At 68.8% G+C, this 24916-nt stretch carries 25 protein-coding genes and 1 pseudogene; 15 read left to right on the top strand and 11 right to left on the bottom strand.

Translation table 11 applies throughout. The annotated features are described in order from the left end of the window. Window positions 1-168: 168 nt before the first annotated feature. Window positions 169-1230 (top strand): amidohydrolase family protein, encoded by a 1062-nt coding sequence (locus ACFXHA_RS42180; protein ID WP_379366496.1) that lies wholly within the window; start codon window positions 169-171, stop codon window positions 1228-1230. Window positions 1231-1272: 42 nt separating this feature from the next. Beyond that, entirely contained in the window at window positions 1273-2259 is a 987-nt protein-coding gene (locus ACFXHA_RS42175) for a methyltransferase (protein WP_379366494.1), read from the top strand. 1 nt (window position 2260) lies between these two features. On the opposite strand, the gene ACFXHA_RS42170 is transcribed toward ACFXHA_RS42175, so the two are convergent. Then, window positions 2261-2932: a TetR/AcrR family transcriptional regulator gene (locus ACFXHA_RS42170; RefSeq protein ID WP_379366492.1), complete on the bottom strand. Its 672-nt coding sequence runs from the start codon at window positions 2930-2932 to the stop codon at window positions 2261-2263. A 104-nt stretch (window positions 2933-3036) separates the two neighbouring features. Here ACFXHA_RS42170 and ACFXHA_RS42165 point away from each other — a divergent pair, with 104 nt between their 5' ends. The 4 genes and pseudogenes from ACFXHA_RS42165 to ACFXHA_RS42150 all read left to right on the top strand — a co-directional run. Then, complete coding sequence (locus ACFXHA_RS42165) at window positions 3037-3873, top strand: SDR family NAD(P)-dependent oxidoreductase (protein ID WP_379366490.1); 837 nt, start codon at window positions 3037-3039, stop codon at window positions 3871-3873. Window positions 3874-3893: 20 nt separating this feature from the next. Further along, on the top strand, window positions 3894-4817 hold the full coding sequence (locus ACFXHA_RS42160) for a ferritin-like domain-containing protein (protein WP_379366489.1): 924 nt from the start codon (window positions 3894-3896) through the stop codon (window positions 4815-4817). Then, window positions 4814-5428, top strand: coding sequence for a hypothetical protein (locus tag ACFXHA_RS42155; protein ID WP_379366487.1), 615 nt, complete (start codon window positions 4814-4816; stop codon window positions 5426-5428). Before ACFXHA_RS42160 ends, ACFXHA_RS42155 begins: the two co-directional genes overlap by 4 nt. Then, window positions 5425-6903, top strand: a pseudogene (locus ACFXHA_RS42150) (flavin-containing monooxygenase); the annotation flags it as partial. The gene ACFXHA_RS42155 and the pseudogene ACFXHA_RS42150, both read left to right, overlap by 4 nt. Here ACFXHA_RS42150 and ACFXHA_RS42145 read toward each other — a convergent pair. Then, window positions 6901-7467: a YbhB/YbcL family Raf kinase inhibitor-like protein gene (locus tag ACFXHA_RS42145; RefSeq protein ID WP_379366485.1), complete on the bottom strand. Its 567-nt coding sequence runs from the start codon at window positions 7465-7467 to the stop codon at window positions 6901-6903. The pseudogene ACFXHA_RS42150 and the gene ACFXHA_RS42145 overlap by 3 nt on opposite strands. 67 nt (window positions 7468-7534) lie before the next feature. On the opposite strand from ACFXHA_RS42145, the gene ACFXHA_RS42140 reads away from it, so the two are divergent. Then, window positions 7535-7969: a MarR family winged helix-turn-helix transcriptional regulator gene (locus ACFXHA_RS42140; RefSeq protein ID WP_379366483.1), complete on the top strand. Its 435-nt coding sequence runs from the start codon at window positions 7535-7537 to the stop codon at window positions 7967-7969. Between the two features lie 6 nt (window positions 7970-7975). On the opposite strand, the gene ACFXHA_RS42135 is transcribed toward ACFXHA_RS42140, so the two are convergent. Together ACFXHA_RS42135 and ACFXHA_RS42130 are read right to left on the bottom strand one after the other, a co-directional pair. Further along, on the bottom strand, window positions 7976-8746 hold the full coding sequence (locus ACFXHA_RS42135; RefSeq protein WP_379366481.1) for an SWIM zinc finger family protein: 771 nt from the start codon (window positions 8744-8746) through the stop codon (window positions 7976-7978). After that, the gene (locus tag ACFXHA_RS42130; RefSeq protein ID WP_379366479.1) at window positions 8743-11571 is read right to left on the bottom strand and encodes a DEAD/DEAH box helicase; all 2829 of its coding nucleotides are present in this window, start codon (window positions 11569-11571) and stop codon (window positions 8743-8745) included. The genes ACFXHA_RS42135 and ACFXHA_RS42130 overlap by 4 nt, the downstream gene beginning before the upstream one ends. Window positions 11572-11824: 253 nt before the next feature. On the opposite strand from ACFXHA_RS42130, the gene ACFXHA_RS42125 reads away from it, so the two are divergent. Next, window positions 11825-12187: a hypothetical protein gene (locus ACFXHA_RS42125; RefSeq protein ID WP_379366478.1), complete on the top strand. Its 363-nt coding sequence runs from the start codon at window positions 11825-11827 to the stop codon at window positions 12185-12187. A 91-nt stretch (window positions 12188-12278) separates the two neighbouring features. Continuing rightward, the gene (locus ACFXHA_RS42120) at window positions 12279-12962 is read left to right on the top strand and encodes an HNH endonuclease family protein (RefSeq protein ID WP_379366476.1); all 684 of its coding nucleotides are present in this window, start codon (window positions 12279-12281) and stop codon (window positions 12960-12962) included. Here the strand turns inward: ACFXHA_RS42120 and ACFXHA_RS42115 are convergent. Next, the gene (locus ACFXHA_RS42115; RefSeq protein WP_379366474.1) at window positions 12903-13568 is read right to left on the bottom strand and encodes a TetR/AcrR family transcriptional regulator; all 666 of its coding nucleotides are present in this window, start codon (window positions 13566-13568) and stop codon (window positions 12903-12905) included. The genes ACFXHA_RS42120 and ACFXHA_RS42115 overlap by 60 nt on opposite strands. A gap of 18 nt (window positions 13569-13586) precedes the next feature. Here ACFXHA_RS42115 and ACFXHA_RS42110 point away from each other — a divergent pair, with 18 nt between their 5' ends. Further along, window positions 13587-14294 (top strand): class I SAM-dependent methyltransferase, encoded by a 708-nt coding sequence (locus tag ACFXHA_RS42110; protein ID WP_379366472.1) that lies wholly within the window; start codon window positions 13587-13589, stop codon window positions 14292-14294. Here the strand turns inward: ACFXHA_RS42110 and ACFXHA_RS42105 are convergent, their stop codons facing one another. From ACFXHA_RS42105 to ACFXHA_RS42095, 3 genes are all read right to left on the bottom strand, one after another. Continuing rightward, window positions 14295-15116, bottom strand: coding sequence for a sulfurtransferase (locus ACFXHA_RS42105; RefSeq protein ID WP_379366596.1), 822 nt, complete (start codon window positions 15114-15116; stop codon window positions 14295-14297). Window positions 15117-15178: 62 nt separating this feature from the next. Further along, entirely contained in the window at window positions 15179-16387 is a 1209-nt protein-coding gene (locus ACFXHA_RS42100) for a benzoate/H(+) symporter BenE family transporter (RefSeq protein ID WP_379366470.1), read from the bottom strand. Between the two features lie 76 nt (window positions 16388-16463). After that, window positions 16464-16964, bottom strand: a complete 501-nt coding sequence (locus tag ACFXHA_RS42095) for an Lrp/AsnC family transcriptional regulator (RefSeq protein ID WP_379366468.1) — start codon at window positions 16962-16964, stop codon at window positions 16464-16466. Between the two features lie 179 nt (window positions 16965-17143). Between ACFXHA_RS42095 and pdhA the strand changes: the two genes are divergently transcribed. The 3 genes from pdhA to ACFXHA_RS42080 are packed head-to-tail and all read left to right on the top strand — an operon-like array spanning window position 17144 to window position 20619. After that, entirely contained in the window at window positions 17144-18223 is a 1080-nt protein-coding gene (pdhA, locus tag ACFXHA_RS42090) for a pyruvate dehydrogenase (acetyl-transferring) E1 component subunit alpha (RefSeq protein WP_379366466.1), read from the top strand. Then, complete coding sequence (locus ACFXHA_RS42085; RefSeq protein ID WP_379366464.1) at window positions 18220-19203, top strand: alpha-ketoacid dehydrogenase subunit beta; 984 nt, start codon at window positions 18220-18222, stop codon at window positions 19201-19203. Before pdhA ends, ACFXHA_RS42085 begins: the two co-directional genes overlap by 4 nt. Before the next feature lie 21 nt (window positions 19204-19224). Continuing rightward, complete coding sequence (locus ACFXHA_RS42080) at window positions 19225-20619, top strand: dihydrolipoamide acetyltransferase family protein (protein WP_379366462.1); 1395 nt, start codon at window positions 19225-19227, stop codon at window positions 20617-20619. Here the strand turns inward: ACFXHA_RS42080 and ACFXHA_RS42075 are convergent. Both ACFXHA_RS42075 and ACFXHA_RS42070 read right to left on the bottom strand, forming a co-directional pair. Continuing rightward, window positions 20616-21059: an acyl-CoA thioesterase gene (locus ACFXHA_RS42075; protein ID WP_379366460.1), complete on the bottom strand. Its 444-nt coding sequence runs from the start codon at window positions 21057-21059 to the stop codon at window positions 20616-20618. The two genes, ACFXHA_RS42080 and ACFXHA_RS42075, sit on opposite strands and share 4 nt — an antisense overlap. 41 nt (window positions 21060-21100) lie before the next feature. Beyond that, window positions 21101-22057, bottom strand: coding sequence for a cupin domain-containing protein (locus ACFXHA_RS42070; RefSeq protein ID WP_379366458.1), 957 nt, complete (start codon window positions 22055-22057; stop codon window positions 21101-21103). A gap of 75 nt (window positions 22058-22132) precedes the next feature. Between ACFXHA_RS42070 and ACFXHA_RS42065 the strand changes: the two genes are divergently transcribed. After that, entirely contained in the window at window positions 22133-22990 is an 858-nt protein-coding gene (locus ACFXHA_RS42065) for an NAD(P)H-binding protein (protein ID WP_379366456.1), read from the top strand. Between the two features lie 138 nt (window positions 22991-23128). After that, on the top strand, window positions 23129-24322 hold the full coding sequence (locus ACFXHA_RS42060; protein WP_379366454.1) for an MFS transporter: 1194 nt from the start codon (window positions 23129-23131) through the stop codon (window positions 24320-24322). A gap of 3 nt (window positions 24323-24325) precedes the next feature. Here ACFXHA_RS42060 and ACFXHA_RS42055 read toward each other — a convergent pair whose 3' ends face one another. Continuing rightward, window positions 24326-24811: a MarR family winged helix-turn-helix transcriptional regulator gene (locus ACFXHA_RS42055; protein ID WP_379366452.1), complete on the bottom strand. Its 486-nt coding sequence runs from the start codon at window positions 24809-24811 to the stop codon at window positions 24326-24328. Window positions 24812-24916: the final 105 nt, after the last annotated feature.

Below are 24916 nucleotides of genomic sequence, written 5' to 3'. Positions count from 1 at the left end.
CATCGGCCGCCGCCTGTGCCGCGCCCTCCTCGCCGGGGCGCGGCACAGCCGTTTCCGAAGGCCGAGTCGCCGGTGCGGCATGTCCGATTTCATGGCTGCGGCGGGGTGAGCGTGGAACAATCCGGACAGGCTGAACCCGACGGAAGAGACCTCATGGACCTTGCGGGAATGACTGTCGTGGACGCACACATTCATCAGTTCGATCCGCTGACGACGCCGCGCGAGTTCAGCGCGCTGGCGCGCCTGTTCCGGTATGTGCCGGTGCCGATCGACCTGGTCAAACGGATCGCGCCGCGGAAGGACCGGGAGTTCGTCGGGGATCCAACGCCGTTCGTTCATCCCTACCTGCCGCGCGACTATCAGGCCGATGCCGGAGAGGTGCCGGTCGAGGCGATCGTGCACATCGAGATGGAGTGGAGCGGGAAGGGGCCGCTGGCTTCCGCCGAGGAGACGCGGTGGGTGGCGAGTCTGCCGTTCGGCGTGGATACGCCCGCCCTCGGCGCGATCATGGGCGCGGGTGATCCCACGGCTCCCGATTTCGCCGCACTGCTGGACGCGCATCGGGCGGCCTCGCCGCGGTTCCGGGGCATTCGCGCCCGGGTGGAACAGCATCCGGATCCCGCCGTGCGCGCCATGGGCAAGGCTCCCGGCATTCTCACCTCGCCGGCCTTCCTCGACGGCTTCGGCGCGCTCGCGGATCGCGGGCTCGCCTTCGAAGCCTGGGTGTACTCGGGACAGCTGCCGGAGGTGGCGGCCTTGGCCGAGCGGTACCCCGAGACCACGATCGTGCTCAACCATCTCGGCACGCCCGCAGGGATTTTCGGGCCGGTCGGACGGAATACCGGGCAGCATCCGGGGCAGCGGCGGGAGTTGTTCGTGCGCTGGCGCGACGATCTCGCGGCGGTGGCCGCGCACACTCATGTGGTGGCCAAGGTCAGCGGGCTGATGATGCCGATCCTCGGGCATCCCGTGCCGAAGCGCGGCGAGCCGACTCCGGTTCCGGTACTGCTGGACCGGATTTCGCCGATGCTCGAGCACGCACTGGACGTGTTCGGGGCAGACCGGCTGGTCTGGGGCTCGAATTTTCCGGTGGACAAACCGATTACGAGCATCCCGAACGCGGCGGAGGCGGTGGCGACGGCGCTGGCCGGGCACGGGGCCGACGACAAGGCCATCGAGCAGATCTTCCGCCGCAATGCCGAACGGGTGTATCGGATCGACGTGCTCTGATTTGCCTTTGCCGGAGGGTCGCTGTGGCTATCGTGAAGCGCCATGGAGCGGATCCTGCGGATCGGCATGGGTTTCTGGGAGTCCCGGACCCTGCTCAGTGCCGTCGAACTCGGCGTGTTCACGGTGCTCGGGCATCGGCAGCTGACCGCCGAGCAATTGCGGCGGGAACTGGGTCTGCACCCGCGCTCCACGCGCGACTTCCTCGACGCGCTGGTTGCCATGGACATGCTGCGGCGCACCGACGATCGGTACGCGAACACCGCCGATACCGCCACCTACCTGGACAGCACCGGGAGCGAATACATCGGCGGCTTCCTCGAGATGGCGGCGGCCCGGCTGTATCCGTTCTGGGGTGGGCTCACCGAGGCGCTGCGCAGCGGGCAGCCGCAGAACGAGGCCAAGTACGGCGGCGACTTCTTCACCACCCTGTACCGGGATCCCCGGCGGCTCTACGACTTCCAGCGCGCCATGACCGGTCTGACGCTGCCCAGCGCGCACCCCATCGCCGAGCAGTTCCCGTGGCATCGCTGGAAGACGGTGGCCGATATCGGCACCGCGCAGGGGGCGCTGCTGCGCACCGTCCTGGAAACCAACCCGCACCTGTACGGCATCGGTTACGACCTGCCGCCGGTCGAGCCCATTTTCGCCGATTACAGTGCGCCGGTGGAGGATCGGATCAGCTTCCAGCCCGGCGACTTCTTCGAAGACGACCTCCCCGAGGCCGACGTCCTGGTTTTCGGGCACATCCTGCACGACTGGGATCTGCCCACCAAGCGGATGCTGCTGGAGAAGGCGTACCGCGCGCTGCCCGAGGGCGGCGCGGTCCTCGTCTACGAGTCCTTCATCGACGACGACCGCCGAAGCAATCTGCCCGGCCTCTTGATGAGCCTCAACATGCTCATCGAAACCCCTGGCGGCTTCGACTACACCGCCGCCGACCTGCGAACCTGGCTGGCCGACACCGGGTTTCAGGAACCGGTCACCGAGCATCTGGCCGGGCCGGAGTCGATGGTCTGGGCGGTGAAGTAGCTCAGTCCGGGAAGGCCAGGTACAGCGTTCCCAGGGCGTCGGCGGTGCGGCTCACGTGGTCGACGATGCGGGCCGGGTCGGCGTCGATGGCACCGGTACGCCAGGCCGTGAGCAGTTCGATGAAGCCGCCGATGCCCATGAGAACGCCCATGCGCAGGTCGGATTCGTCGACGCCCGGGCGGAGGTAGGGGCGGGCGGTGGCGATCAGCAGGTCCGTGGACTCCGTGAGCAGGGCGGTGCGGCGTTGCTCCAGCACCCGGCTGCCGGCGTGATCGCCGAACAGGATGCGGGCCGGTCCTTCCGTCTGCAGGGCGACGGCACGCGCGATGGCCAGGTGCAGGATGCCGAGCGCGGGGGACTCGAGATTCTCCGCGACCACGGCCGAGAGTTCGGCCAACGTCTGGAAACCGACCTCGTCGAAGACCGCGCCCAGCAGGTCGTCACGGTCGGTGAAGTGCTCGTAGAAGTAGCGGTCGTTGAGGCCCGCCCGGGTGCAGACCCCGCGCATGGTCACGGCGGCCCAGCCGCTTTCGAGCCAGATCTCCAGGGCGGCCGTGATCAGGCGCTCACGCCGTTCCGCGCGGCGCTCTTCCTGGGTGCGTCCACCCCAGGTTCCGCCGCGCCGGGCAGGCGGCGCGGTCACCTTCGCGGCCGTGCGTGCGGTCCCGTCCATAGTTGACAAAGTAGCGCACCGGGAGCCTAATTGGTGGCAGGTGCGGCCAGTGGTGGCATACGCCACCAATTGATCGCCCGGACGGCACGGCCCCGGGAGTTCCCATGCGACTCAACCCCTTCGGCGGATCCCGCCGCACCCAGCAGGCGGATGCGGTGGTGACCGGTGCGGGCAGCGGTATCGGCCGCGGTTTCGCCCTCGAGATCGGTCGGCGGGGCGGACGCGTCGTCTGCTCCGATATCGACGCCGAGCGCGCCCGCGAAACCGTCGAATTGGTCGCCGCCGCAGGCGGAAAGGCGTTCGACACGGTCTGCGATGTGCGCAGCCTCGACGATGTCAGCACGCTGGCGCACACCGCCGGGGAATGGTTCGGCAAGAGCCCGGACCTGGTGGTCAACAATGCCGGTATCGGGCGCGGCGGAGCCGTGATCGGCGAGGCACCGCCCGCCGAATGGCATCAGGTGCTCGACGTGAACCTGTGGGGAGTCATCCACGGCTGCCACGTCTTCACGCCGCTGCTGCGCGAGGCCGGGCACGGATCGATCGTGAATGTCGCCTCGGCCGCCGCCTTCGGTTCGGCACCGCGGATGGCCGCCTACAACGTGAGCAAGGCGGGGGTGCTGGCACTGTCGGAGACCCTCGCGGCGGAACTGTCCGGCACCGGCGTGACCGTCACCGTGCTGTGCCCGACCGGGGTGCGAACCAACATCCTGGAAGGCGTTTCGATCGGCGACGAGAACGTCCAGCAGTGGGGTGACCGCCTGCTGCGCTGGACCGGACGCCCGCCGGCCGCCATCGCCCGCACCACCCTCGACGCCGTGGACCGCGGCCAGCTGTACGTGGTCCCGCAAATCGAGGCCAAGGCCATCTGGCAGGCCAAACGACTGCTACCCGAGCCCTACACGCGCGCCGCCGGACTGTTGGAGCGGCTGGTGCGATAGTCACCGCAAGGAGTTGAACAATGGCGTTCACATACCCCGACATGCTCACCGTCATCCAGGAACGACAGTGGGCGCTGGCCGATATCGACTGGGACGCACCGGGAGCCGAGCTCATCACCGATGAGCAGCGGCCCGCACTGGCGAAATTCATGGCCGACCTGGTGTGGATCGAACACGTGGGCGCCCGGGGCTTCGCCGCGCTCACCCTGCACGCGCCAGACGGGCCGCTCAAGGAGATCTACCGGTACTTCCACGCCGAGGAGCAGAAGCACGCCAACGCCGAGCTGGCGTTGATGCGGCGCTGGGGCATGCTCGACGGGGACGAGATGCCGGTGCCCAACAAGAACATTCGGCTCGTCATCGAATGGTTGGACAAGTACGGGGACGGGCTGACCCTGCCGGTGCTGGGCACGGTGATCCCCTCGCTGGAGTGCGCGCTCGACGGCGCACTGGTGAAGTTCCTCCTGGACGAGGTGCGGGATCCGCTGTGCCACGAGGTGTTCCGGCACATCAACAGCGACGAGTCCCGGCATCTGGCCGTCGGCTTCCAGGTGCTCGAACAACTGGGCGCGGGACCGATGCGGCGCATCGCCATCGAGACGGCCGGATACGCACTGCGGCCCACCCTGCTGATGGGTGCGCTGCTGTACACACCGCTGCTGTCGCGCATGTCGACCAACATCATGGCGATGGGGCTGGACGAGGAGAAGCTCTGGAATGCCGTGCGGCGCTACGAGAAAGCCGGGGAACGCAGTCCCGACATCAAACGCGTTCCGCTGTTCCATGTGGTCCGGTTGCACGGCCGCGCCACCATCAACCGCCTGCAACCCATCCAGGGCATCAACGACGCGCTGAACAAGGCCATCGACCGCTTCCCGGTCCGCGTACTCGGCCGCACCCCATCCTGGTCCAAGGCCCTGACCTACGAGCCGGTGGCGAAATGACCTCCCCGATCCGCCGGAGCGACTCCCGCAGAGTCCGCGAAACCTACACCGGCCCAACGATTCACTGCACCCATTGGCGCGATCAGCACGAACTCGACCGGTTGCACGTCGCGGTCGTCGGCGGCGGCACCGCACTGGCCCGGATCGTGCCCCCGGTGGTCGAACAAGCCCGCCGGGTGACGGTCTTCCAGCACGACCCGATCTGGATCCTGCCGACCCCGCCGCTCCCGGGTGCCGGACTACTGCTGCGCCGGTTCCCGGCCGATGTCCTGGGCGCGCTGCCGAGCCCGACCTCATCCACCGATCCCGCCCTGCCCGCCGACGACCGAGCGCAGCACGGCGTGCTGCATCGGCTCGCCGCGGAGGTGCTTCGCCGCGCCGCCCTGGTGAATCTCCGCGCGCAGGTTGGCGATTCGTGGCAGCGGCGGCTGCTCACTCCGGACCGGGCCGCCGGGGTGCGGGTGCACGGCCGCTACTACCACGCCCTGCGGCAGCAGAACTGCACGCTCATCGCCTGGCCCATCGCCCGGCTCGCTCCGCTCGGGATTCGCACCGTGGACGGGGTCGAGCATCGGGTGGACTGCATCATCTACGCGGAGGACAAGCTGTGACCAGCACCGTGGTGAACCATGAGATCGTCATTGTGGGAGCGGGATTCTCCGGGATCGGGACCGCTATCGCCCTGCGCAAGGCGGGCTTCGACGATTTCATCATGATCGACGAGGCCGACGGGGTGGGCGGCACCTGGCATTGGAACACCTATCCCGGTATCGCCGTTGATATTCCGTCGTTCAGCTACCAGTACTCGTTCGAGAAGCAGCGGTCCTGGTCGCGGGTGTACGCGCCCGGCCGGGAGCTGAAGGCGTATGCCGAGCACTGCGTCAAGAAGTACGGGCTGCGGCCACGCATCCGCTTCGGGACCACCATCGAGCGCGCGGATTTCGATGACGACCTGCACCTGTGGCGGGTGCGGACCACCGACGGCGAGGAACTCACCTGCCGGTTCCTGATCGGCGCGACCGGCGTGCTGACTCGGCCGAAGCTGCCGGAAATCACTGGCGCGGAACGGTTCCGTGGCCTCACCATGCATACCGCGCGCTGGGATCACGACGTCGATCTGCGCGGCAAGCGGGTCGGCATCATCGGCACCGGCGCGTCGGCCATCCAGATCATTCCCGAGATCGCGAAGCAGGTGTCGGAACTCGTTGTCTTCCAGCGCACTCCGATCTGGTGCCTGCCCCGGCCGGACGCGCCCATGCCGCCCCCGGTCCAAGCGCTGATGCGGCTGCCCGGCGGGCAGTTCCTGACCCGGTGGCTGAGCCAGGCGTTCGTGGAGATCACGTTCCCGCTGTCGGCGCACTACTACAAGGTGCTGCCGGTGGTGAAGGTCGGCGAGCGGCAGGGGCTGGCGCATCTGCGTAATCAGGTGCACGACCCGGAGATTCGCGAGAAGCTCACGCCGAAGTACGCGCTGGGCTGCAAGCGACCGTCGTTCTCCAACGACTATCTGAAGACCTTCAATCGCGAGAACGTCACCCTGGACACCGATCCCATCACCGAGATCACCGCCAGTGGCCTGCGCACCACGAGCGGCCACCATCAGGTCGACGTGCTGATCATGGCCACCGGCTTCAAGGTCATGGAGTCGGGCAATATGCCGACCTTCGATCTGCACGGCAGTGGTGGTGTGCGACTGGAGGATTGGTGGGACACGCACCGCCTGCAGGCCTACGAAGGGGTGAGCGTCCCCGGCTTCCCCAACTTCTTCACCATCATCGGCCCCTACGGCTACAACGGCGCGTCCTACTTCACCCTCATCGAAATGCAGACCACCCATATCCTGCGCCTGCTCCGTAATGTCCGCCGCCGCACCGCGACTCGCATCGAGGTCACGCCCGAAGCGAATGACCGCTACTTCCAGGAGATGCTGTCGCGGCGCGGCACCCAGGTCTTCTGGCAGGACAGCTGCGCGCTGGCCAACTCCTACTACTTCGACAAGAACGGCGACGTCCCGCTGCGGGCCATGAGCACTCCCGAAGCCTCTTGGCGCGCAGCGCATTTCGACCTGAAGGACTACCGGTTCTCAGGGCCGTTCGTAGAACCCGTCGATCCGTCCGCGAGCGCTCGCCCGGGCGGCGGCGAGCACCTCGCGCGGCTTGGCGGACTCGAGTGATCTACCGCCACTGAGCGCGAGCGGCTCGGTCAGCGCGAAGAGCTCGAAGACGTAGCGGTGCGGGCCGTGACTCTTGATCGGGGACGGCCCCATGTACCCACGCCCCCAACCGGATCGCAGGACGGTCACGCCCTCGGCGGGTGCGTCGGCGGCGAGACCACCACGCGGCACCCCGGTGAGCGCCGGGTCCACCAGGGCCACACAGTGCACGAACGGGGTGGAGCCCGGGGCGTCGGGATCCTCGATCACCAGCAGCAGTCGCTCGGTGCCGGCGGGCACCTCCGCCCAGCTGAGTTCCGGCGAAAGATCCTCCCCGCCGATCCTCTTACCGGCATGCCGCAGAGCCAGCGTGCTCTCGTGCGCGAAGTCCGGGCTGGTGACCCGGAGGCTTTCGGCCCCCGCCAGGTTCGGCAGATTCCAGGCCAGCCCCTCCTCCCCTGCCCGCCAGTTCGACAGCAGCTTGCCGACGATTCCCATCGAATCTCCTTGATACGCCGCGAGATATACAGGTTGACTGCGCAGTCATGCTGTACTTTAGGGAGTTATGACCGGATCGACAAGTGACAACGAGAAGATCGCCGAAGAATTGCAGACCGTGGTCAGCGGCCTGGTCCGGCGCATGCGCGCGGTTTCCCCGTCCCGGGACGTCTCGCCCTCGCAGGTGTCGATCCTCAAACGCCTCGACCGCGACGGTCCGGCCACCGTCGCGGATCTGGCTCGCGCGGACCGGATCCGGCATCAATCGGTCGCGACCGCCGTGGCCGCCCTGGTCGAGCGCGGCCTGCTCAGCCGGACCGCCGACGAGCACGACCTGCGGCGGAAACTGCTGACCATCACCGAGACCGGGCGCACCCTGCTGTCGGAGCGCCGCGACGCGGGCCACGGACACATCGCCGAACTCATCGGCGAGCGGCTCAACGGCGAGGAACGCCGACAACTGTCGGACTCGCTGCCGCTGCTGCACCGGCTGATCCGCTGACGCCGCTCAGTCCTCCAGGGAGCGGTAGACGGCGCGCAAACGACGCAGCCCGGCCGCGACGGATTGCTCGTCCTCGGCGGTCATACGCAGGGCCTGACGCAGCAGGACAGCGTCGAGATCGTCGGGGGCCGGATGGAAATCGGGCTTCGGCAAGGCGGGGAGGGTGAGCTCGTCGCCGTACAGATCGGCGGAATCCGGTGGCAGACCCTGACTCTGGACATTGCCGATCAGGTCGTCGAGTTCGATGCCGCGCAGGGTCAGCAGATCGTTGGGGTGTTCGTCGAGGCGCTCGGCGATCACGTAGCAGACGGCGGCCACATGCTTGCAGGGCCAACCGGAATCGGGGCAACTACAGGAGAAGTCGAGCTCGGAGGCCGTCGTGGGGAGCAGCAGCGGCCCGAGCGCCTGGGGCAGCGTGCCCGCGGCGATCTCGCCCAGCATGCCCGGGGTGGCACGGACCTGGTCGACCAGTTCGTCGAGACGGTCGTCACGCAACTGGCGCAGCGTGAGCACGGCGACGAACGGACGCGGCTGGCTGCCTTGGACTTCCGCGCTCACCATGCCGGGTTCGAGGCGGTAGTTCACCACCTGGCCGGTGCGGGCGTACGAACGTCCCCGGGCCAGCCGACCCTGATCGGCGACCCCTTCGACCGCCTCCAGAAACGCGCGGCCCCACCAGGTCCGGGCGAACGCGGTGCCGCGCTGACTGCGGGCCCGCACTCCGCCGCGCACCGGCCGCCGCTCACCGAACTCGCCGAAATCGAGGTAGGTGTTCATTCGCCGACCGCCTCCGCGCCCAGCGCGAACAGCTCGCGCAGTTCGGCATCGCCGAGTTCGGTGATCCAGTTCTCGCCGGTCCCCACCGTCAGGTCCGCGAGTTGGCTCTTGCCCTTCAGCATGTCGTCCACCCGCTCCTCGATGGTGTCCACGCAAACCAGCTTGCGGACCTGGACATCACGGCGCTGTCCGATCCGGTAGGCGCGGTCGGTGGCCTGGTTCTCGACCGCCGGATTCCACCAGCGGTCCAGGTGCACCACATGATTGGCGGCGGTCAGATTGAGCCCGGTGCCACCGGCCTTGAGCGACAACAACAGCAGCGGCGGTCCTTCCTCGGACTGGAAGGTGGTGACCATATCGTCGCGCCGCTGCTTGCTCACCCCGCCGTGCAGGAACGGCGTCTCGGTGCCGAAACGCTCGGTCAGGTACGGGGCCAACAGGTTTCCGAACTCGGCGAACTGGGTGAACAACAGCGCACGCTCACCGTCGGCGATCACGGACTCCAGAATGTCCTCCACCAGCCCCAGCTTCCCGGAACGATGGTGGCCACGGCGCAGCACTCCGGAACCGTCGTTGAGGAAGTGCGCGGGATGGTTGCACACCTGCTTGAGCCGGGTCAGCGCGGCCAGCACCGCACCCTTGCGCTCCATCCCCTTCGCGTTCTTCAGTTTGGCCGACATATCGTCCAGCACAGCCTGATACAGCGCGGCCTGCTCGGCGGTGAGGTTGGCCCGCACCGTCATCTCGATCTTCTCCGGCAGATCCGAGATCACCGCCGGATCGGTCTTCACCCGGCGCAGCACGAACGGTGAGGTGATGGCGCGCAGGCGGGTGACGGCGTTCTCGTCGCGCTCGCGCTCGATCGGTACCGCGAAGCGGGCATGGAATTCCGACGCCTTGCCCAACAGCTTGGGATTGGCGAAGTCCAGGATCGAGCGCAGCTCCTCCAGGCGGTTCTCCACCGGGGTTCCGGTGAGCGCCAGGCGATGTCGCGCCGGTAGCAGTCGCGCCGCCCGCGCCTGCCGGGTCCCGGCATTCTTGATGTGCTGCGCCTCGTCCAGCGCCACCCGCTGCCAGTCCTGCCGCTTCAGCTCCTCCACATCCCGGGCCAGCAGCGCGTAGGTGGTGACCACCAGATCCGAATCCGCCACCGCCGCATCGAATTCCGCGCCCGACCGCCGCCCCGGCCCATGATGCACGAGGACCCGCAGGTCGGGCGCGAAGCGTTCGGTCTCGCGCTGCCAGTTACCGACCACCGACATCGGGCATACCAGCAGGGTCGGTCCGACGGATTCCGAATCGCCTGCGGCGGCGGCCTTTTCGCGCTCGTGCACCAGCAACGCCAGCACCTGCACCGTCTTGCCCAACCCCATGTCGTCGGCGAGGATCGCGCCACAGCCCAGCCTGCTCATGGTCGCGAGCCAGGTCAGCCCGCGCTGCTGATACGGGCGCAGCTGCGCTTTCAGCCCGACCGGGTCCGGCACCGGTTCGGTGTGCCGTTCACCGTCGAAAAGCTCTGCGGCCCAACCTGTCGCGCTGATCTCCTCCAGCGGCACCCCGATCACCGGGTGCGCGGAGAGTTCCGCGAACAGGCCGCCGATCGTCGTCTCGGTGGCATCGGTGCGGCCCGACACGTAGTCGGCGGCCGCGGCCAGCATGCGGCGATCGGCCTGCACCCATTCTCCGCGCAGCCGCACCAGATCCGATTTCGCGTCCACCAGCCGCGCCATCTCGGCGGGCGAGAGCACGGTGTCGCCGAGTGCCAGCTCCCACCGGAAGGACACCAAACCCTTGAGCCCGACCGCGGTTTCGGTCGCGGCCGGACTCTGCACCTGCAGCTTCATCGTCGGTGCGGCGACGCGCCAGGCGCGCGGCAGCATCAGCCGCACCCCCGTCGAGCGCAGCACGCCCGCCCCGTGCGCGACCAGATCCATCACCACCTCGGTGGGCAGGAACATGTCCATGCTGCGGGTATCGCCCGGCAGGTCACGCAGCCGCGGATAGGCGTGCTTGGCCGCGGTGAGCTTCTCCCCCGCGAGCCGCACCAATTGCGGATCACCGGGCAGCAGCACCGGTTGCGGCGCTTCACCTTCCGTGCGCAGGCAGACCTCGAGCCGCCACAGCTCGCCCGGCTCGTCACCGTCCGGTTCCAGCAGCCGCAGCACCAGTTCCGGCTCGTCCGCGGTCAGGCTGGTACGCCAATCCTCCAGCACCGCGGACACTCGATGCGAGCCCGACTCCAGCGGCTCGGCCGCGAGCAGGGCGGTGAGCAGTGGATGCGATCCGGTCTCGTCGTCCGGCTGCGCGGGGATGTGCAGGCGCGCGATCGGATCGGTCAGCTCCGCATTCAGATTCTCGAGCACTTCCGTCGGCCGCCCGCCCGCCTGCAACGCGGCGGGCATGGCCACCGCCAGTTCCGCGAGCCAGGCCCGCTGCCGCTGCCCGCCCAGCAGCCGCCACCGCGCCCACCATCGACCGTCATCGCGCCAGACCTCCGGCACGATCCGGCCCGCCCGCACCCAGCGCTCGATCCCGCGCGCGACATGCCCCAGGAATCGCAGATCCCCGGCGACCTCCCGGGCCGGAAGCTCCTGCAGCAGTACCCGGGCGGCCGACTCCGGGGCCAGCGCGTGCGCCCGGACCTGCAGTTGTTCGGGACCATAAGGTCCGGGCACCACGACCTGCGCCCGATGCCGCCATTTGGACGCCGCGAGGATCGAGCCCAATGGTTCGGGCAGCCGCACGGCAGCGGCGGCCGCGTCGGCGTCGCCCGGGTCGTGCCACAGCACCAACCCGGACCCCGGAGACCACAGTCCGTGCAGCATCCGACCATCCAACCAGCCCGCCCCGACAACACGGGATCGCGCGGACCTACTCGAGAGTCGGTTACCCCTTTATTTCTGTCCGGATACGGAACATACTGGATAAATCCGCAGGTCACCGCATAGGTCGGTGTCGGCTGTGTCCAGCGCACAACGGTGTCGTGCCCGGACCGCAGCCATGCGGGGCGCACCCGACAAATCACCGCGACTCAATCCGGAGCCGTGGCATTTTCGAGACCGTAGGGAGGCCGTGCAGATGACGATTCTGCTCCAAGTGCTCGAGCAGAGCTTCACGCCCACCACACCGTGGGAACGGCGGAAATTCACCTTCGTGGACACGACCAAGATCGTGGGGATGCGCCTGGACGGGCAGTCCGGAGTGTGGCTGGACCTGTCCCGGCCCGGCGAGTCACAGCGCCTCGCCCGCACCGCCGACCCGCGCGATTCCATCACCTTCCTGCTCACGGTGTTCGCGAAGATCGCCGAATGCGAAGAACGCGGTGGTGCGTGGCTCATCGGCCATGACGGCGCGCACGTGGATTCCATTGCCGCCACCCGCTATCCACCACAACTCACGGAGACCAACGCGGACGACATCCTGGCCCACGCCTGGCTTTGACCCTCGGTTCGGGGGTGCGAAGTTCGCATGATTGCGCGCCACCCGGGTGGCGCGCGGTACATGTATTGCCGTGTGGCCCAGGGGTGCAAGGTTGCTCGGTCTGCTCGGCGTTGTTGTCGTCCTGTTCGTGGTTCCGGGGTGCGAGTCCCTCGGGCGGGTGACACCGGCGCCGGGCAGCCCCGGGCGTGTTCAGCTCGAACGATTGCTGGCCGGGGTGCGGACCGTGCCGAAACGGCCGCGGCCCGGTGGGTACGAGCGTGGCTGCGGGGGCGGGCAGGGGTGCGTGTTCGGGCCGGCGTGGACCGATGATCATGACGGGCCGGGCGGGCACGACGGGTGCGACAGCCGCAATACCGTGCTGGCCAGGCAACTCAGCGGGGTGGTGCGGCGGGCCGGGGACGGGTGCGTGGTGGTCGCGGGGGCCTTGGACGATCCCTATACCGGGCAGCGCATCGCGTTCGCTCGGGCCGATGCCAAGGCCGTCCAGATCGATCACGTGTATCCGCTGGCGGCGGCCTGGGACCTGGGGGCTGCGGGCTGGCCGATGGCGCGGCGGGTGCGGTTCGCCAATGACGTGGACTACAACCTGCTGGCGGTGGACGGAAAGACCAACGAGGACAAGGGTGATCGGACACCCGGGGACTGGCTGCCGCCCGCCCGCGCCACCCACTGCTTCTACGCGGGCAAGTATCTGATGGTGGCGACCCGCTACGGGCTACCCGTCACCGCCGCCGACCGCACCGCCCTCGAACGCGTGGCCCGCGCCTGCCCATAGCGTCGCGAAGAGGCGGTACGCCTGCGTGGCATCGAGGTCCTGGCGCGGGTCCATGACCGATTCCAGCAAACCGTAAAGACCCCAGGACAGAAAAGTGATCGTGCCCGCCGCCGTCACCGGGTCCGGGCCGAGGCGCTCGCCCAGGTGCTCGGTGAGCAGTTCGGCGTACATCTGCCGGATCGACCGCAGCACAGTGCTGTTCGTGCGCGGCCCGACCAGCGGCCGGTACACCTCCGGATACGTGCCGGCCAGCCGGAACAGCATCTCGACCGGAGCCAGCGGCGACAGCTCGCCCGGCCCCCGGGCCGCCTGCGCCGCCAACTCGCCGCGCACATGCTCGATGCAGCTGACCAGCAGCAGATCGTCCTTGTCCCGGTAGTGCGCGTAGAAGGTGGAGCGGCCGACATCGGCGCGATCGATGATGTCGCGCACCGTGATCCGCGTGTACGGCTGCTGCTGCATCAGTTCGATGAGGGCGCGGTGCAGGGCCATCCGGGTGCGGCGCACCCGGCGGTCGCCGTCGGCCAGCGTTCCCGGACGGATCCCGCCGATGTGTCCGGAAACGGACGCATCCCCGGAAACTGCTTCTGGCCTGCCGTTTTCCATCCTTCGATGATTGACGACATGACCCAGAACAAGCAAGTGTCCGATATCGAACCCCAGTCCGTGGGCGGGCTCATCACCTGGCCGCGCGGCTACAAACTGCTCACCGACGTCTTCTTCCTCGGCCGCGGCGGGAGCCTGGTCCGGCATTTCGCCACCACCGTCGGCGTCCGGCCGGGCGATCAGGCCCTCGATGTCGGCTGCGGCCCCGGTCGGCTCGCGAATGAGCTGGCCCGCCAGGCCGGGCCGCAGGGCCGGGCCGTGGGCCTCGATCCGGCGTCACAGATGATCGAGTACGCCACCGCTCATGCCGCACCCACCGCCACCTTCGAGGTCGGTGCCGCACAGTCGCTGCCCTACCCGGACGCCACATTCGATGTGGTCACCTCGACCTTCGCCATGCACCACATCGCCGAAGCCGATCGAAACACCGCGTTGCGGGCCATGTTCCGGGTGCTCCGGCCGGGCGGGCGGCTACTGCTCGCCGACACCCATCCGACCACGGGCGGCGTGCGCGGGCTGCTCATTCGCGGCATGGCGAGCATGGCCGCGCACCGGGGCGGTGACGGTCATGATCATGAGGACGGCGGCCACAGCCATGACTCCGGGCTGTCAGCCGTCGACATCCGCCGTTATCGCGTACCGCTGTCGGAAATCGGTTTCACCGCAATCGAATTCCGCACCGGGCCGTACGCGACCGGCATCCTCACCGCGGTCCGGCCCGACTGATCAGGCCGGTTGCGCTCCGGTGGCGGCCGGACGCTTCGGGTCGTTGGACCACTGCGACCAGGAGCCGGGGTAGAGCGCGGCATCGATGCCCGCCACCGCGAGCGCGGCCACCTGGTGTGCGGCCGTCACGCCGGAACCGCAGTAGGCCGCGACCGGGCCGGAGCCCAATCCCGCGAAGCGGGAACGCAATTCGTCAGCCGACTTGAAAAGGCCGGCGGTGGTGAGGTTTTCGGCGGTCGGCGCGCTGACCGCGCCCGGGATGTGGCCCGCGCGCGGATCGATGGGCTCCACCTCGCCGCGGTAGCGCTCGCCCGCGCGGGCATCCAGCAGCAGGCCCTGCCAGCCGGCCGCGCCATCGGCGTCGACGGTCGGCATATTGCCCGGGGACAGCACCACGCTGCCGGGCTCCGGATCGGGTTCGTCGCCGGAACCGATTTTGCCACCGGCCTTTTCCCACGCGGGCAGGCCGCCGTCGAGGATGCGGACGTCGACGACGCCACCCCAGCGCAGCAACCACCAGCCCCGCGCGGCGGCCATGCCGCCGGTGGCGTCGTAGACGACCACGGTGTCCCCGTCGGATACGCCCCAGCTGCGCGCGCACTTCTGCAGATGCGCCAGCTCCGGCATGGGGTGGCGGCCCTTGGCGGCGGAGGCGGGCGCGGCCAGTTCGGTCTCCAGGTCTACGAATACGGCTCCAGGAATGTGCCCGTCCAGATAGTGCTGCGGCCCATCGGGATCCCCGAGTGCCCATCGCACATCCAGTAGCCGCACCCGGCTGCCGCCCGCGCTCAGCAACTCCTGAAGTTCCGCAACCGAGATCAGCACCGCGCTCAAGCCAACTCCTCTTCGCCGATTCACCACATCATGAAGCCGAACACCCCACCCTAACCACTGGCCGGGGGCAGGAACCAGCGGACCACCAGCCCGGCGACCAAGGCCCAGAAGGCCGCGCCGATGCCGAGCAGACCGATGCCCGAGGCCGCGACCAGGAAGGTGAGGGCGGCGGCGGTGCGGTGGGCGGCCGGTGCGAGGGCGGCGGTCAGGGCTCCGGCCAGGGTGGCCAGGAGGGCAAGGCCCGCAACGGTTTCCAGCACACCCTTCGGGGCGGCGGCCACCAGCATGACCAGCGCGCCCGAGGCCAGAGCGAGCACCAGATACGAGCAGCCCGCGGTAAAGGCCGCGATCCAGCGGCGCTTCGGGTCGGGATGCGCGGCGGGAGCGGCGGAGAGGGCCGCGCTGATGGCGGCCAGGTTGATGGCGTGCCCGCCCGCCATCGCGCCGAGCACGGTGCCCAGGCCGGTGACGGTCATGGCGGCTCGCCACGGCACCTGATAGTCGAAGGTGCGCATGACGGCGGTGCCCGGAATGTTCTGGGCCGCCATGGTCACGATGTAGAGCGGGATCGCGACGCCGATCATGGCCTGCCAACTCCAGTGCGGCACGGTCCATTCCACGCGCGGCACCATCGCCGACACGTCGAGGCGGCGATGCGTCACCGCGATGTCGATGCCCGCCCCGACCGCGGCCACGGCGAAGGCGGCCAGCACCGACCAGCGCGGCGCGAAGCGTTGCAGCACCAGCCAGGTGACGATGACCGGCACCACCACCGCCGGGCTCACCGGCAACGCCTTGGCCGGGGCCAGGCACAGCGGCAGCAGCACCCCGGCCAGCATGGCCTGCGCGATCTCCACCGGAATCGCGGCGATGAGCGCGCCGAGGCGCTGCCAGAAGCCGGTCAGCACAATGAGTCCGCCCGCGACCGCGAACGCACCCACCGCCGCCGCCCAGCCTCCCGCGACCGCCCCGGTGCTCGCCAGCAGGGCCGCGCCCGGCGTGGACCAGGCCAGTGTGATCGGCATGCGATAGCGGCGGCTCAGCACGATCATGCCCAGGCCCTGGGTGACGCAGACCGCCAGCAGGCCGGACGCCGCCTGCGCGGAGGTCGCGCCCATGGCGGTCAAGCCGGTCAGCACCACCGCGAAGGAACTGGTGAATCCGACCAGGGCGGTGACGATTCCGGCCCCGATGGGCTGGCCGAGGCCCGCCGCGGGCGGGCTCTCGACCGTCTCGAGGCCGGTGACGCTGGTGCTCATCGGGTCATCGTCCCGGTCCAGTCACCCCCGGGTCAGCGGCCAATCCGCCGAAACTGGACTGAAATTCGAGCGTTGATCACGGACCCGTGCCATTGGTCAGCCGATCCAGCAACGGCGTGATGCGGGGACCGACCAGCTGCTGCATCACCAGCGCCATATTGGTGCGTTCCACCCCCGGCACCTTCAGGATCCGACCGGTCAGGCGATACAGGTCCTCCGCGTCGACCGCGACCACCCGCACGGTCAGATCCGTCGTCCCGCTCACCCCGCAGACCTCGGTGACCTCCGGAATCTCGGCCAGCTCGGCAACCACCGAGTCGAGCCGATGCTGATCGACGATCACCGCCACGAAGGCTGCCAGCGAATAGCCCAGCGCGCGTGGATCCACCCGGCGTTCGAAGCTGGCGAGCACCCCCGCCGCCTCCCAGCGAGCCAGTCTGGCCTGCACGGTATTGCGTGAGAGGCCCAGTCGCGCGGCCAGTTCGACACCCGTGGCGCGGGGATTGGCCACCAGCTCCAGCAACAGTCTGGCATCGGTGGCATCCAGCGGGGCAGAAAGTGGCTCCCTGCTGCTCATGGGGATCAGTATGACACCCATGACCGGCGACCGACCGAGCATTCTGCACAGTTCGGCGCGCCTTACTTGCGCAGATCGTCAGTCGGAGGATGCTGTGTGGTACAGGACACACATCGGTTGCTCACGGGACACAATCCCCCGGCGATAACGGTGTAACCCGGTGTCAGGAGGCGATATCCATGCCCGAGAAGAACACCTATCCGGTGCAGCTCGTACAGCCCGACGGCCGACGCGTATTCGATCCCGTCCACGCCCCGCTGGTCGCCGATATCGGCGCGGCTCAACTGCGTGCCATGTACTCCGACATGGTCGTGGCCCGGCGCATCGATACCGAGGCCACCGCCCTGCAACGGCAGGGCCAACTCGGATTGTGGCCGCCGCTGCTGGGCCAGGAGGCCGCGCAGATCGGCTCGGCCCACGCCCTGAATCCCGACGACTACGCGTTCTGCAGCTACCGCGAAGCGGGTGTCGCACTCTGCCGCGGGGTCGCACCCGAGGACATGACCCGCCTCTGGCGCGGTGTCGCGCATTCCTGCTGGGACGCCGACGCGGTGAAGATGACCAATCCGGCGATCGTGGTCGGCGCGCAGGGTTTACACGCCACCGGGTACGCCTACGCCGCGCATCTGGAAGGTTCGGAGATCGCCACCATCGCCTACTTCGGCGACGGCGCGACCAGTCAGGGCGATATCGCCGAGGCGCTCGGCTTCGCGGCGAGCTGGTCGGCCCCCGTGGTGTTCTTCTGCCAGAACAATCACTGGGCCATCAGCGCGCCGGTGCGGGTGCAGTCCGCCACCCCGATCGCGCGGCGCGCCCTCGGCTACGGCATTCCCGGCGTCCAGGTGGACGGCAATGACGCACTCGCCGTGCTGGCGGTGACCCGGCAGGCGTTGCAGCACGCCCGGTCGGGCGCGGGACCCAGCTTCATCGAGGCCATCACCTACCGCATGGGTCCGCACACCACCGCCGACGACCCGACCCGGTACCGCACCGACGCCGAACTCGAGCTCTGGCGGCAGCGTGACCCGATCGATCGGATGCGACGGCTGCTGGAACGAGAACAGCTGTCCGACAGCGACTTCGAGACCGAGGTCGAGGTCCGCGCCGACGCGGTGGCCGCCCGCTTGCGCACCGCCACCCTCACCATGCCGGATCCCGAACCCGGCGACCTGTTCGAACACGTCTACGCCACACCGCACCGCCTGATCGAGGAGGAACGCCGCGCGTACACCGCCTATCTGGAGGGAGTGGGACGATGAAGACCACCTTCGCGGGAGCCATCAATCACGGATTGCGCCGGGCGCTCGAGGACGATCCCAAGGTCGTGCTCATGGGCGAGGACATCGGCCGCCTGGGCGGCGTCTTCCGGGTCACCGACACGCTGCAGAAGGATTTCGGCAACAACCGCGTGATCGATACTCCGCTGGCCGAATCCGGAATCGTCGGAACGGCTTTCGGTATGGCGTTGCGGGGACTGCGGCCGGTGATTGAAATCCAGTTCGACGGATTCGTGTATCCGGCCTTCGACCAGATTGTCTCGCAAGTCGCGAAAATCCATTTCCGCACCGGCGGAAAAGTGGTCGCGCCCATCACCATTCGCATTCCCTTCGGCGGCGGCATCGGCTCGGTGGAACATCACTCGGAATCCCCGGAGGCATATTTCGCCCATACCGCCGGACTGCGGGTGGTCGCGCCGAGCAATCCGGCCGACGCGTATCTGATGATCCGCCAGGCCATCGCGCTCGACGATCCGGTCATCTTCTTCGAACCGAAACGGCGGTACTGGGACAAGACCGAGGTGGACTTCGATCGCCTCGACCGGGACGGCGTTCCGGCGCTGGACCAGGCCCGGGTGTGCGCCAGCGGCGAGGACGCCACCATCGTCGCCTACGGCGGCACCGTGGCGACAGCGCTCACCGCCGCCGATATCGCGGCGTCGGAAGGGCATTCGATCGAGGTGATCGATCTGCGCAGCCTCTCGCCCATCGATTTCGACACCATCGAAACCTCGGTGCGGAAAACCGGCCGGCTCATCGTCGTGCACGAGGCGCCCGTATTCGCCGGGCTGGGAGCGGAAATCGCGGCCCGCATCACCGAACGCTGCTTCTACCAATTGGAATCGCCGGTATTGCGCGTCGGTGGCTTCGACATCCCCTATCCCCCCGCTAAGCTCGAACGGCATCACCTGCCCGACCCCGATCGCATTCTCGCCGCGGTCGATCGCACGCTCGCCGCTTGACCGTTACACGGAGGAAGCCCGGTGGAAGATCAGCAGCAGGTTCAGGAATTCCGTTTGCCCGATCTCGGTGAGGGATTGGCGGATGCGGAATTGGTGTCGTGGGCGGTCGCGGTCGGTGACACGGTGGCCTTGAATCAGGTCATCGCCGAGGTCGAGACCGCCAAGGCACAGGTGGCATTGCCGAGTCCGTACGCGGGCATGGTGCTGGAACTGCTGGCGCAGCCGGGCGATACGGTGCCGGTGGGTGCTCCCCTGATCCGGGTGGGCACCACCGCCCCGGCGGGGGCGGACAGCCCGGAGCGGCAGGCCGTGCTGGTGGGCTATGGCCCCGACCGTGAACCGGTGTCCCGGCGGGCTCGCGCGGCAGCCACGAAAACCACTGACGCATCGGGCAATTCCGGCAGTCGCGCCATGGGTTCCGACGGTGCGGAGGGGCTCGGCAGCTCCGCGCCCGCGGGCCGCCCCGCCGCGACCCCGGCCGCGCGAAAACTGGCGCGGGAGATCGGAATCGACCTGGGTGCGGTGATCGGCACCGGTCCGCAGGGCGCGGTCACCGTGGAGGACCTGCACGGGATGCGACCGGAATCGCTTGCCTCCGGCCATATTCCGATCCACACCGCGCCACCGGCCATGGCCCTGGCGCCGCTGCCCGCACCGCATCCCGCGCCCGCCGTGCCGCCCATGCACGCCGGCGGGCATCGGGCCGCCCCGATCGAGCGCGAGACCCGCACGCCCGTCGCGGGGATCCGCAAGCGGACGGCGGCGGCCATGGTGGCCAGCGCCCAGCACATTCCGCAGGCCAGCACGTTCGTGACGGCGGACTTCACCGCTTCGATGGAATTGATCGAGCATCTGCGGGCCACCCCCAGCTTCACCGGGCTGACCCTCACACCGCTGGCGCTGGTCGCGCGGGCGGTACTGGCGGCGCTGACCGAGTTCCCGGCGATCAACTCCTGCTGGGACGAGGCGAATCAGGAGATCATCACCAAGCACTACGTGAATCTCGGCTTCGCCGTCGCGACCGAACGCGGGCTACTGGTGCCGAATCTCAAGGAGGCGCAGGGGTTCACGCTGCGCGACCTGTGCCTGGAGATCGCCGGGGTGGCGGCCGGGGCGCGCGCCGGGACCTCCACGCCCGCCGACCTCACCGGGGGCACCTTCACCCTCACCAATGTGGGCGTGTTCGGCGTGGACAGCGGTGTGCCACTGGTGAATCCGGGCGAGGCGGCCATCCTGTGCCTGGGTTCGATCCGCAAACGGCCGTGGGTGCACCGCGACGAACTCGCGGTGCGCTGGGTGACCAGCCTCGGGCTGAGCTTCGATCACCGCATGATCGACGGCGAGCAGGGCGCGCGGTTCCTGGCCAGTGTGGCCGCGCTGCTGGAGGATCCGCTCACCCTGCTCGGTCGGGTCTAGTTCTCCGCGGACGCGGTGGTCAGCAGCGATTCGGCGGCCCGGCGGATCTCCGCCGGGATCGGCACCGGCTTGCGCGTCACCTCGTCCACGTAGACGTGCACGAAGGTGCCGGTCGCGGCCAGCTCCAGGCTGTGGCCGGTATCGCGGAAGATGGCCAGTTCGTAGCTGATGCTCGAATTGCCCAGCCGCTCGATGCGGATGCCGACCTGCAGCTGGTCCGGGAAGCTCAGCGAGTCCAGGAACTTGCAGGAGGTCTCGGCGACGATGCCGATGGCGGGCAGATCCCGGATATCGGTGCCGCTGGCGTGAATCAGCCACGCGTTCACGGCCGTATCGAAGTACGAGTAGTACGTCACGTTGTTGACGTGACCGTAGTGGTCGTTATCCGCCCAGCGCGTCGGCACCGGCCAGAGCACGGGGTATCCAGAGTCCTGCGTCACCCAGCGAACATTAGCCGCTCCGCCTGTGAGTGCTCTTCCGGTCAGGCGGAGCGTTCGTCAGGGGTGGCGCGATGGTCCCGGGGGCTGATGCCGTAGTGGCGTTTGAAGGCGGTGGACAGGGCGAAGGCGCTGCCGTAGCCGACCCGGCGGGCAATGGACTCCAGGGTGGCGTCGGATTCGTGCAGCAGGTCGGCGGCCAGGGCCAGCCGCCAATCGGTCAGGAAGGACATGGGCGGTTCGCCGACCAGTTCGGTGAACCGCCGCGCCAGCGCGGCCCGGGACACGCCGACCTCGGCGGCCAGCGAGGCGACCGTCCACGGCTGGGCCGGATTGTGCTGCATCAGGCGCAGCGCCTTGCCGACCAGCGGGTCACCGTAGGCGTGATACCAGGCGGGGGCGTCGGCGCGGGAGAACCAGGCGCGCAGGGCGGCGATCAGCAGCAGGTCCAATAGTCGGTCCAGCATGGCCCCCTGCGCGGGCAGCTCCTTGGCGGACTCGTCCACCAGCAGATCCAGCACCCGCGAATCGATTTCGCCACGGCTCAGCACCGCGACCGGGGGCAGCGCGCGCAGCAGCCGGCGACTGGCCGCCGACTCGTGCTCGTAGGTGCCGGTGACCAGCACCGTCTGGGCGTCGGCGCTGGTACCCCAGCTGCGCACGCCCAGACTCAGTGCCTCGCACAGCACTTCACCGTCCATGGTGGTGGTGATATTGCCGGGTTCGATGAGCACCTGCGGCGCGGTCGCCGGGTCGTCGGCCATCGTGTAGTGGTCGGGGCCGCGGAAGATCGCGATATCCCCGGTGCGGAGTTGTCGCGGGGCAACCGGCTTGCCGCCCTTGGGTTCCGGCAGCACCCAGCCGCCGCCGCGCACCACCGCCACCACGGTCAGCGGCGCTTCGTCGCGGATGCGCAGGGACCAGGGCGGGTCGAACGACGAGCGCATCACGAATGCCGCCCGTGCGCGTGGTCCTTCGAGCAGGCTGGCCAACGCATCCATAACTGAAGACGATGGCAAATGCGTGCGCGCTTCTCAACCATGTTCGCGCTCGCCGAATCCCGGTGTACTCGATACATGATCATCGAACACACTCCCAACAGCGAAAACACCGTTCTCGTGCTCGGCGCGACCGGAAAAACCGGACGCCGGGTTCTCGACCTGCTGACCGCCGCCGGGACGCGGGTGCGCGCCGGTTCGCGCTCGGCCGCGGTCCCGTTCGACTGGACCGACCGCGGCACCTGGGCGGCCGCACTGGCCGGCGTGAACGCCGTATACCTGTCCTATCAACCGGATCTGGCGGTACCCGGTGCACCGGCCGACATCAAGGCTTTCTGCGATGCGGCGGTGGCCGCGGGGGTGCACACCGTCGTGTTGCTGTCCGGTCGCGGGGAGCCCGAGGCACTGGAATGCGAAGCCATCGTGCGGGATTCGGGACTGCGCTGGACCGTGGTGCGGTGCTCCTGGTTCGCACAGAACTTCAGCGAGGGCGCGTTCGCCGATTCCATTGTCGCCGGGGAGGTCGCGCTGCCCGCCGGAGACGTACCGGAACCGTTCGTGCACGCCGACGATATCGCCGAGGTCGCGGTGGCCGCGCTGCTCGACGAGCGGCACGTGGGCGAGGTCTACGAACTGACCGGGCCGCGCGCGCTGTCCTTCGCCGAGGCGGTCGCCGAGATCGCGACCGAGACCGGTCGCGAGATCGCCTACATTCCGCTCACCCGAACCGATTTCGTGGCCGCGCTGACCTCCTACGGGGTGCCGGGCGATGAGATCAGCCTGCTCGACTACCTGTTCGGCACGGTCCTCGACGGGCGCAATTCCGCGACCGCCGACGGGGTGCGCCGGGCGCTGGGACGCGAGCCGCGCGACTTCGCCGAATACGCCCGCGACGTGGCGAAATCGGGTGTGTGGTCGGTCCCCGCGGACGCCTGACCTGTCGGTGCCCACGCCTAGAATGGGTATCAAACAGGTTGTACCGCACAAGATTCGGATCAACACCCGGAGCGTCGACGATGCCGCGAAAGGGTGAATGACGGGGAGCTGCCGGGTGCACCCGGTAGCGTCGTACCGATGGCCGCTACGACGCCCGCTCCCCCGATCCGGAAGGCGCGCCTGGCGCTGTTCGCGGTGTTCGGTCTCAACGGGATGCTCTCGGCCGTCTGGATCGTGCACATCCCCGCCGTCACCGCCCGCGCCGGCGTCGCACCCACCACCCTCGGCATGCTGATCCTGTTCATGGCGGGCTGCGCCATCCTCGGCATGCAGGCCGCCGGACCACTCGCCGACCGCTTCGGCAGCCGCACCCTCACCGCGGCCGCCGCGACCGTGCTGTCACTGGCCCTACTCGGCCCCGCCTTCGCCACCACCCCGCTCACCCTCGGACTCGCCCTGTGCGCCTTCGGTTTCGGCAACGGCGCGCTCGACGTCTCCATGAACGCCCAGGCCGTCCACGTGGAACGCGCCTACCCCCGCCCCATCATGTCCGCCTTCCACGGCTGCTTCTCCTGCGGCGGTTTCCTCGGCTCCGCCTACGGCGCCGCCACCCAGCACGCCCACTGGCCGATCCACCTCACCTTCGCCCTCGCGAGCGCGATCGGCGTCGCCACGGTGGCCACCGCCATCCCACGCCTGCTCCCCCATACCGCGACCCCGGCGACCGGCGACCAGCCCAGTCGGCCGGCGGCAACCGAAACGGTCGCGGGTATCGGACGGAAGGTGGTGGCGCTGGGGCTGATCGCGTTCGCGGTGCTGATGGCGGAGGGGGTCGCGGCGGATTGGAGTGCGCTGCAGGTGAAAGGGCGACTAGGGGTGGATGCTGGGACCGCGGCGCTGGCGTTCGCGGGGTTCTCGCTGACCATGACGCTCGGGCGGTTCGGGGCCGATCGGGTGAGCGGGCGGTTCGGGCGGGTGGCGATCGTGCGATGGGGAACGCTGGTGGCGGCCATGGGGTTCGGGCTCGTGGTGGCTTCGGGGTGGCTGCCGTTGACATTGCTCGGGTGGACGCTGTGCGGGATCGGGCTGTCCGGGGCCGTGCCGCAGGTGTTCACGGCCGCCGGCAATCTGGGGTCGGCGACGGCGGCCACCGATATGTCGCGGGTCTTCGGGCTCGGCTATGTGGGGCTACTGGCCGGTCCGGCGATCATCGGCTGGCTGGACAAGCTGATGCCGCTCACCGCGGCGATGGCCGTGCCGCTGCTGGCAATGCTGTTGTGCGCGTGGGGCGCTCGGGCGGTCGCGGTGACTCCGGTGGGCGTCGACCGATAGGGGTCAGGCCGTGTGTGTCGGCCTTTCGCGGGCCGTCGCGCCGTAGTCGCCGATGACCTCGGCGTGGTCGAGGAAGTCGTCGACCATGCGGTGGTTGAGGACGGCGAGGGCCTTCAGCTCCTCGGTGCTCCAGTCGGCCAGGGCATCTTGCATCCAGCCACGCATCACCCCGCGGATCGCGTCCATCGCACTGCGACCGGCCGCGGTGGGGCGGGCCAGCTGGGCGCGGCCATCGTCGGGGTCGGCGACCCGCTCGATATAACCGGCCTTCTCGAGCCGCTGGATCTGCCGCGTCACGTGCGGAGCCTCCACGTCGAGGCGAGTCGCCAACTCCCCCAATCGCATCGGCTCATCGGCGTCGGCGAGCAGGCGCAGCAGCGGCACGCTGGCCCGATCCATCGTCAGCCCGCACTTGACCATGGCCTGGTCATGGCGGCGGACCCGGGTCAACAGATAGGCGACGCGGGCCAGGGCGCGCTCCAGTTCCACGATGTGACCTGAGTCAACTTCACTGGCGGTTGTGGCTTCCGATCGCGGCATGTGGTTATCTTACGAAACCCATTTACTTAATTTTGGTAAGTAAACCAAAGGATC

Source organism: Nocardia sp. NPDC059240, from assembly GCF_042753865.1.
Classification (GTDB): Bacteria; Actinomycetota; Actinomycetes; order Mycobacteriales; family Mycobacteriaceae; genus Nocardia.
The sequence above is the reverse complement of the archived record's forward strand: the minus strand, read 5'-3'. Positions and strand labels throughout refer to the sequence as shown.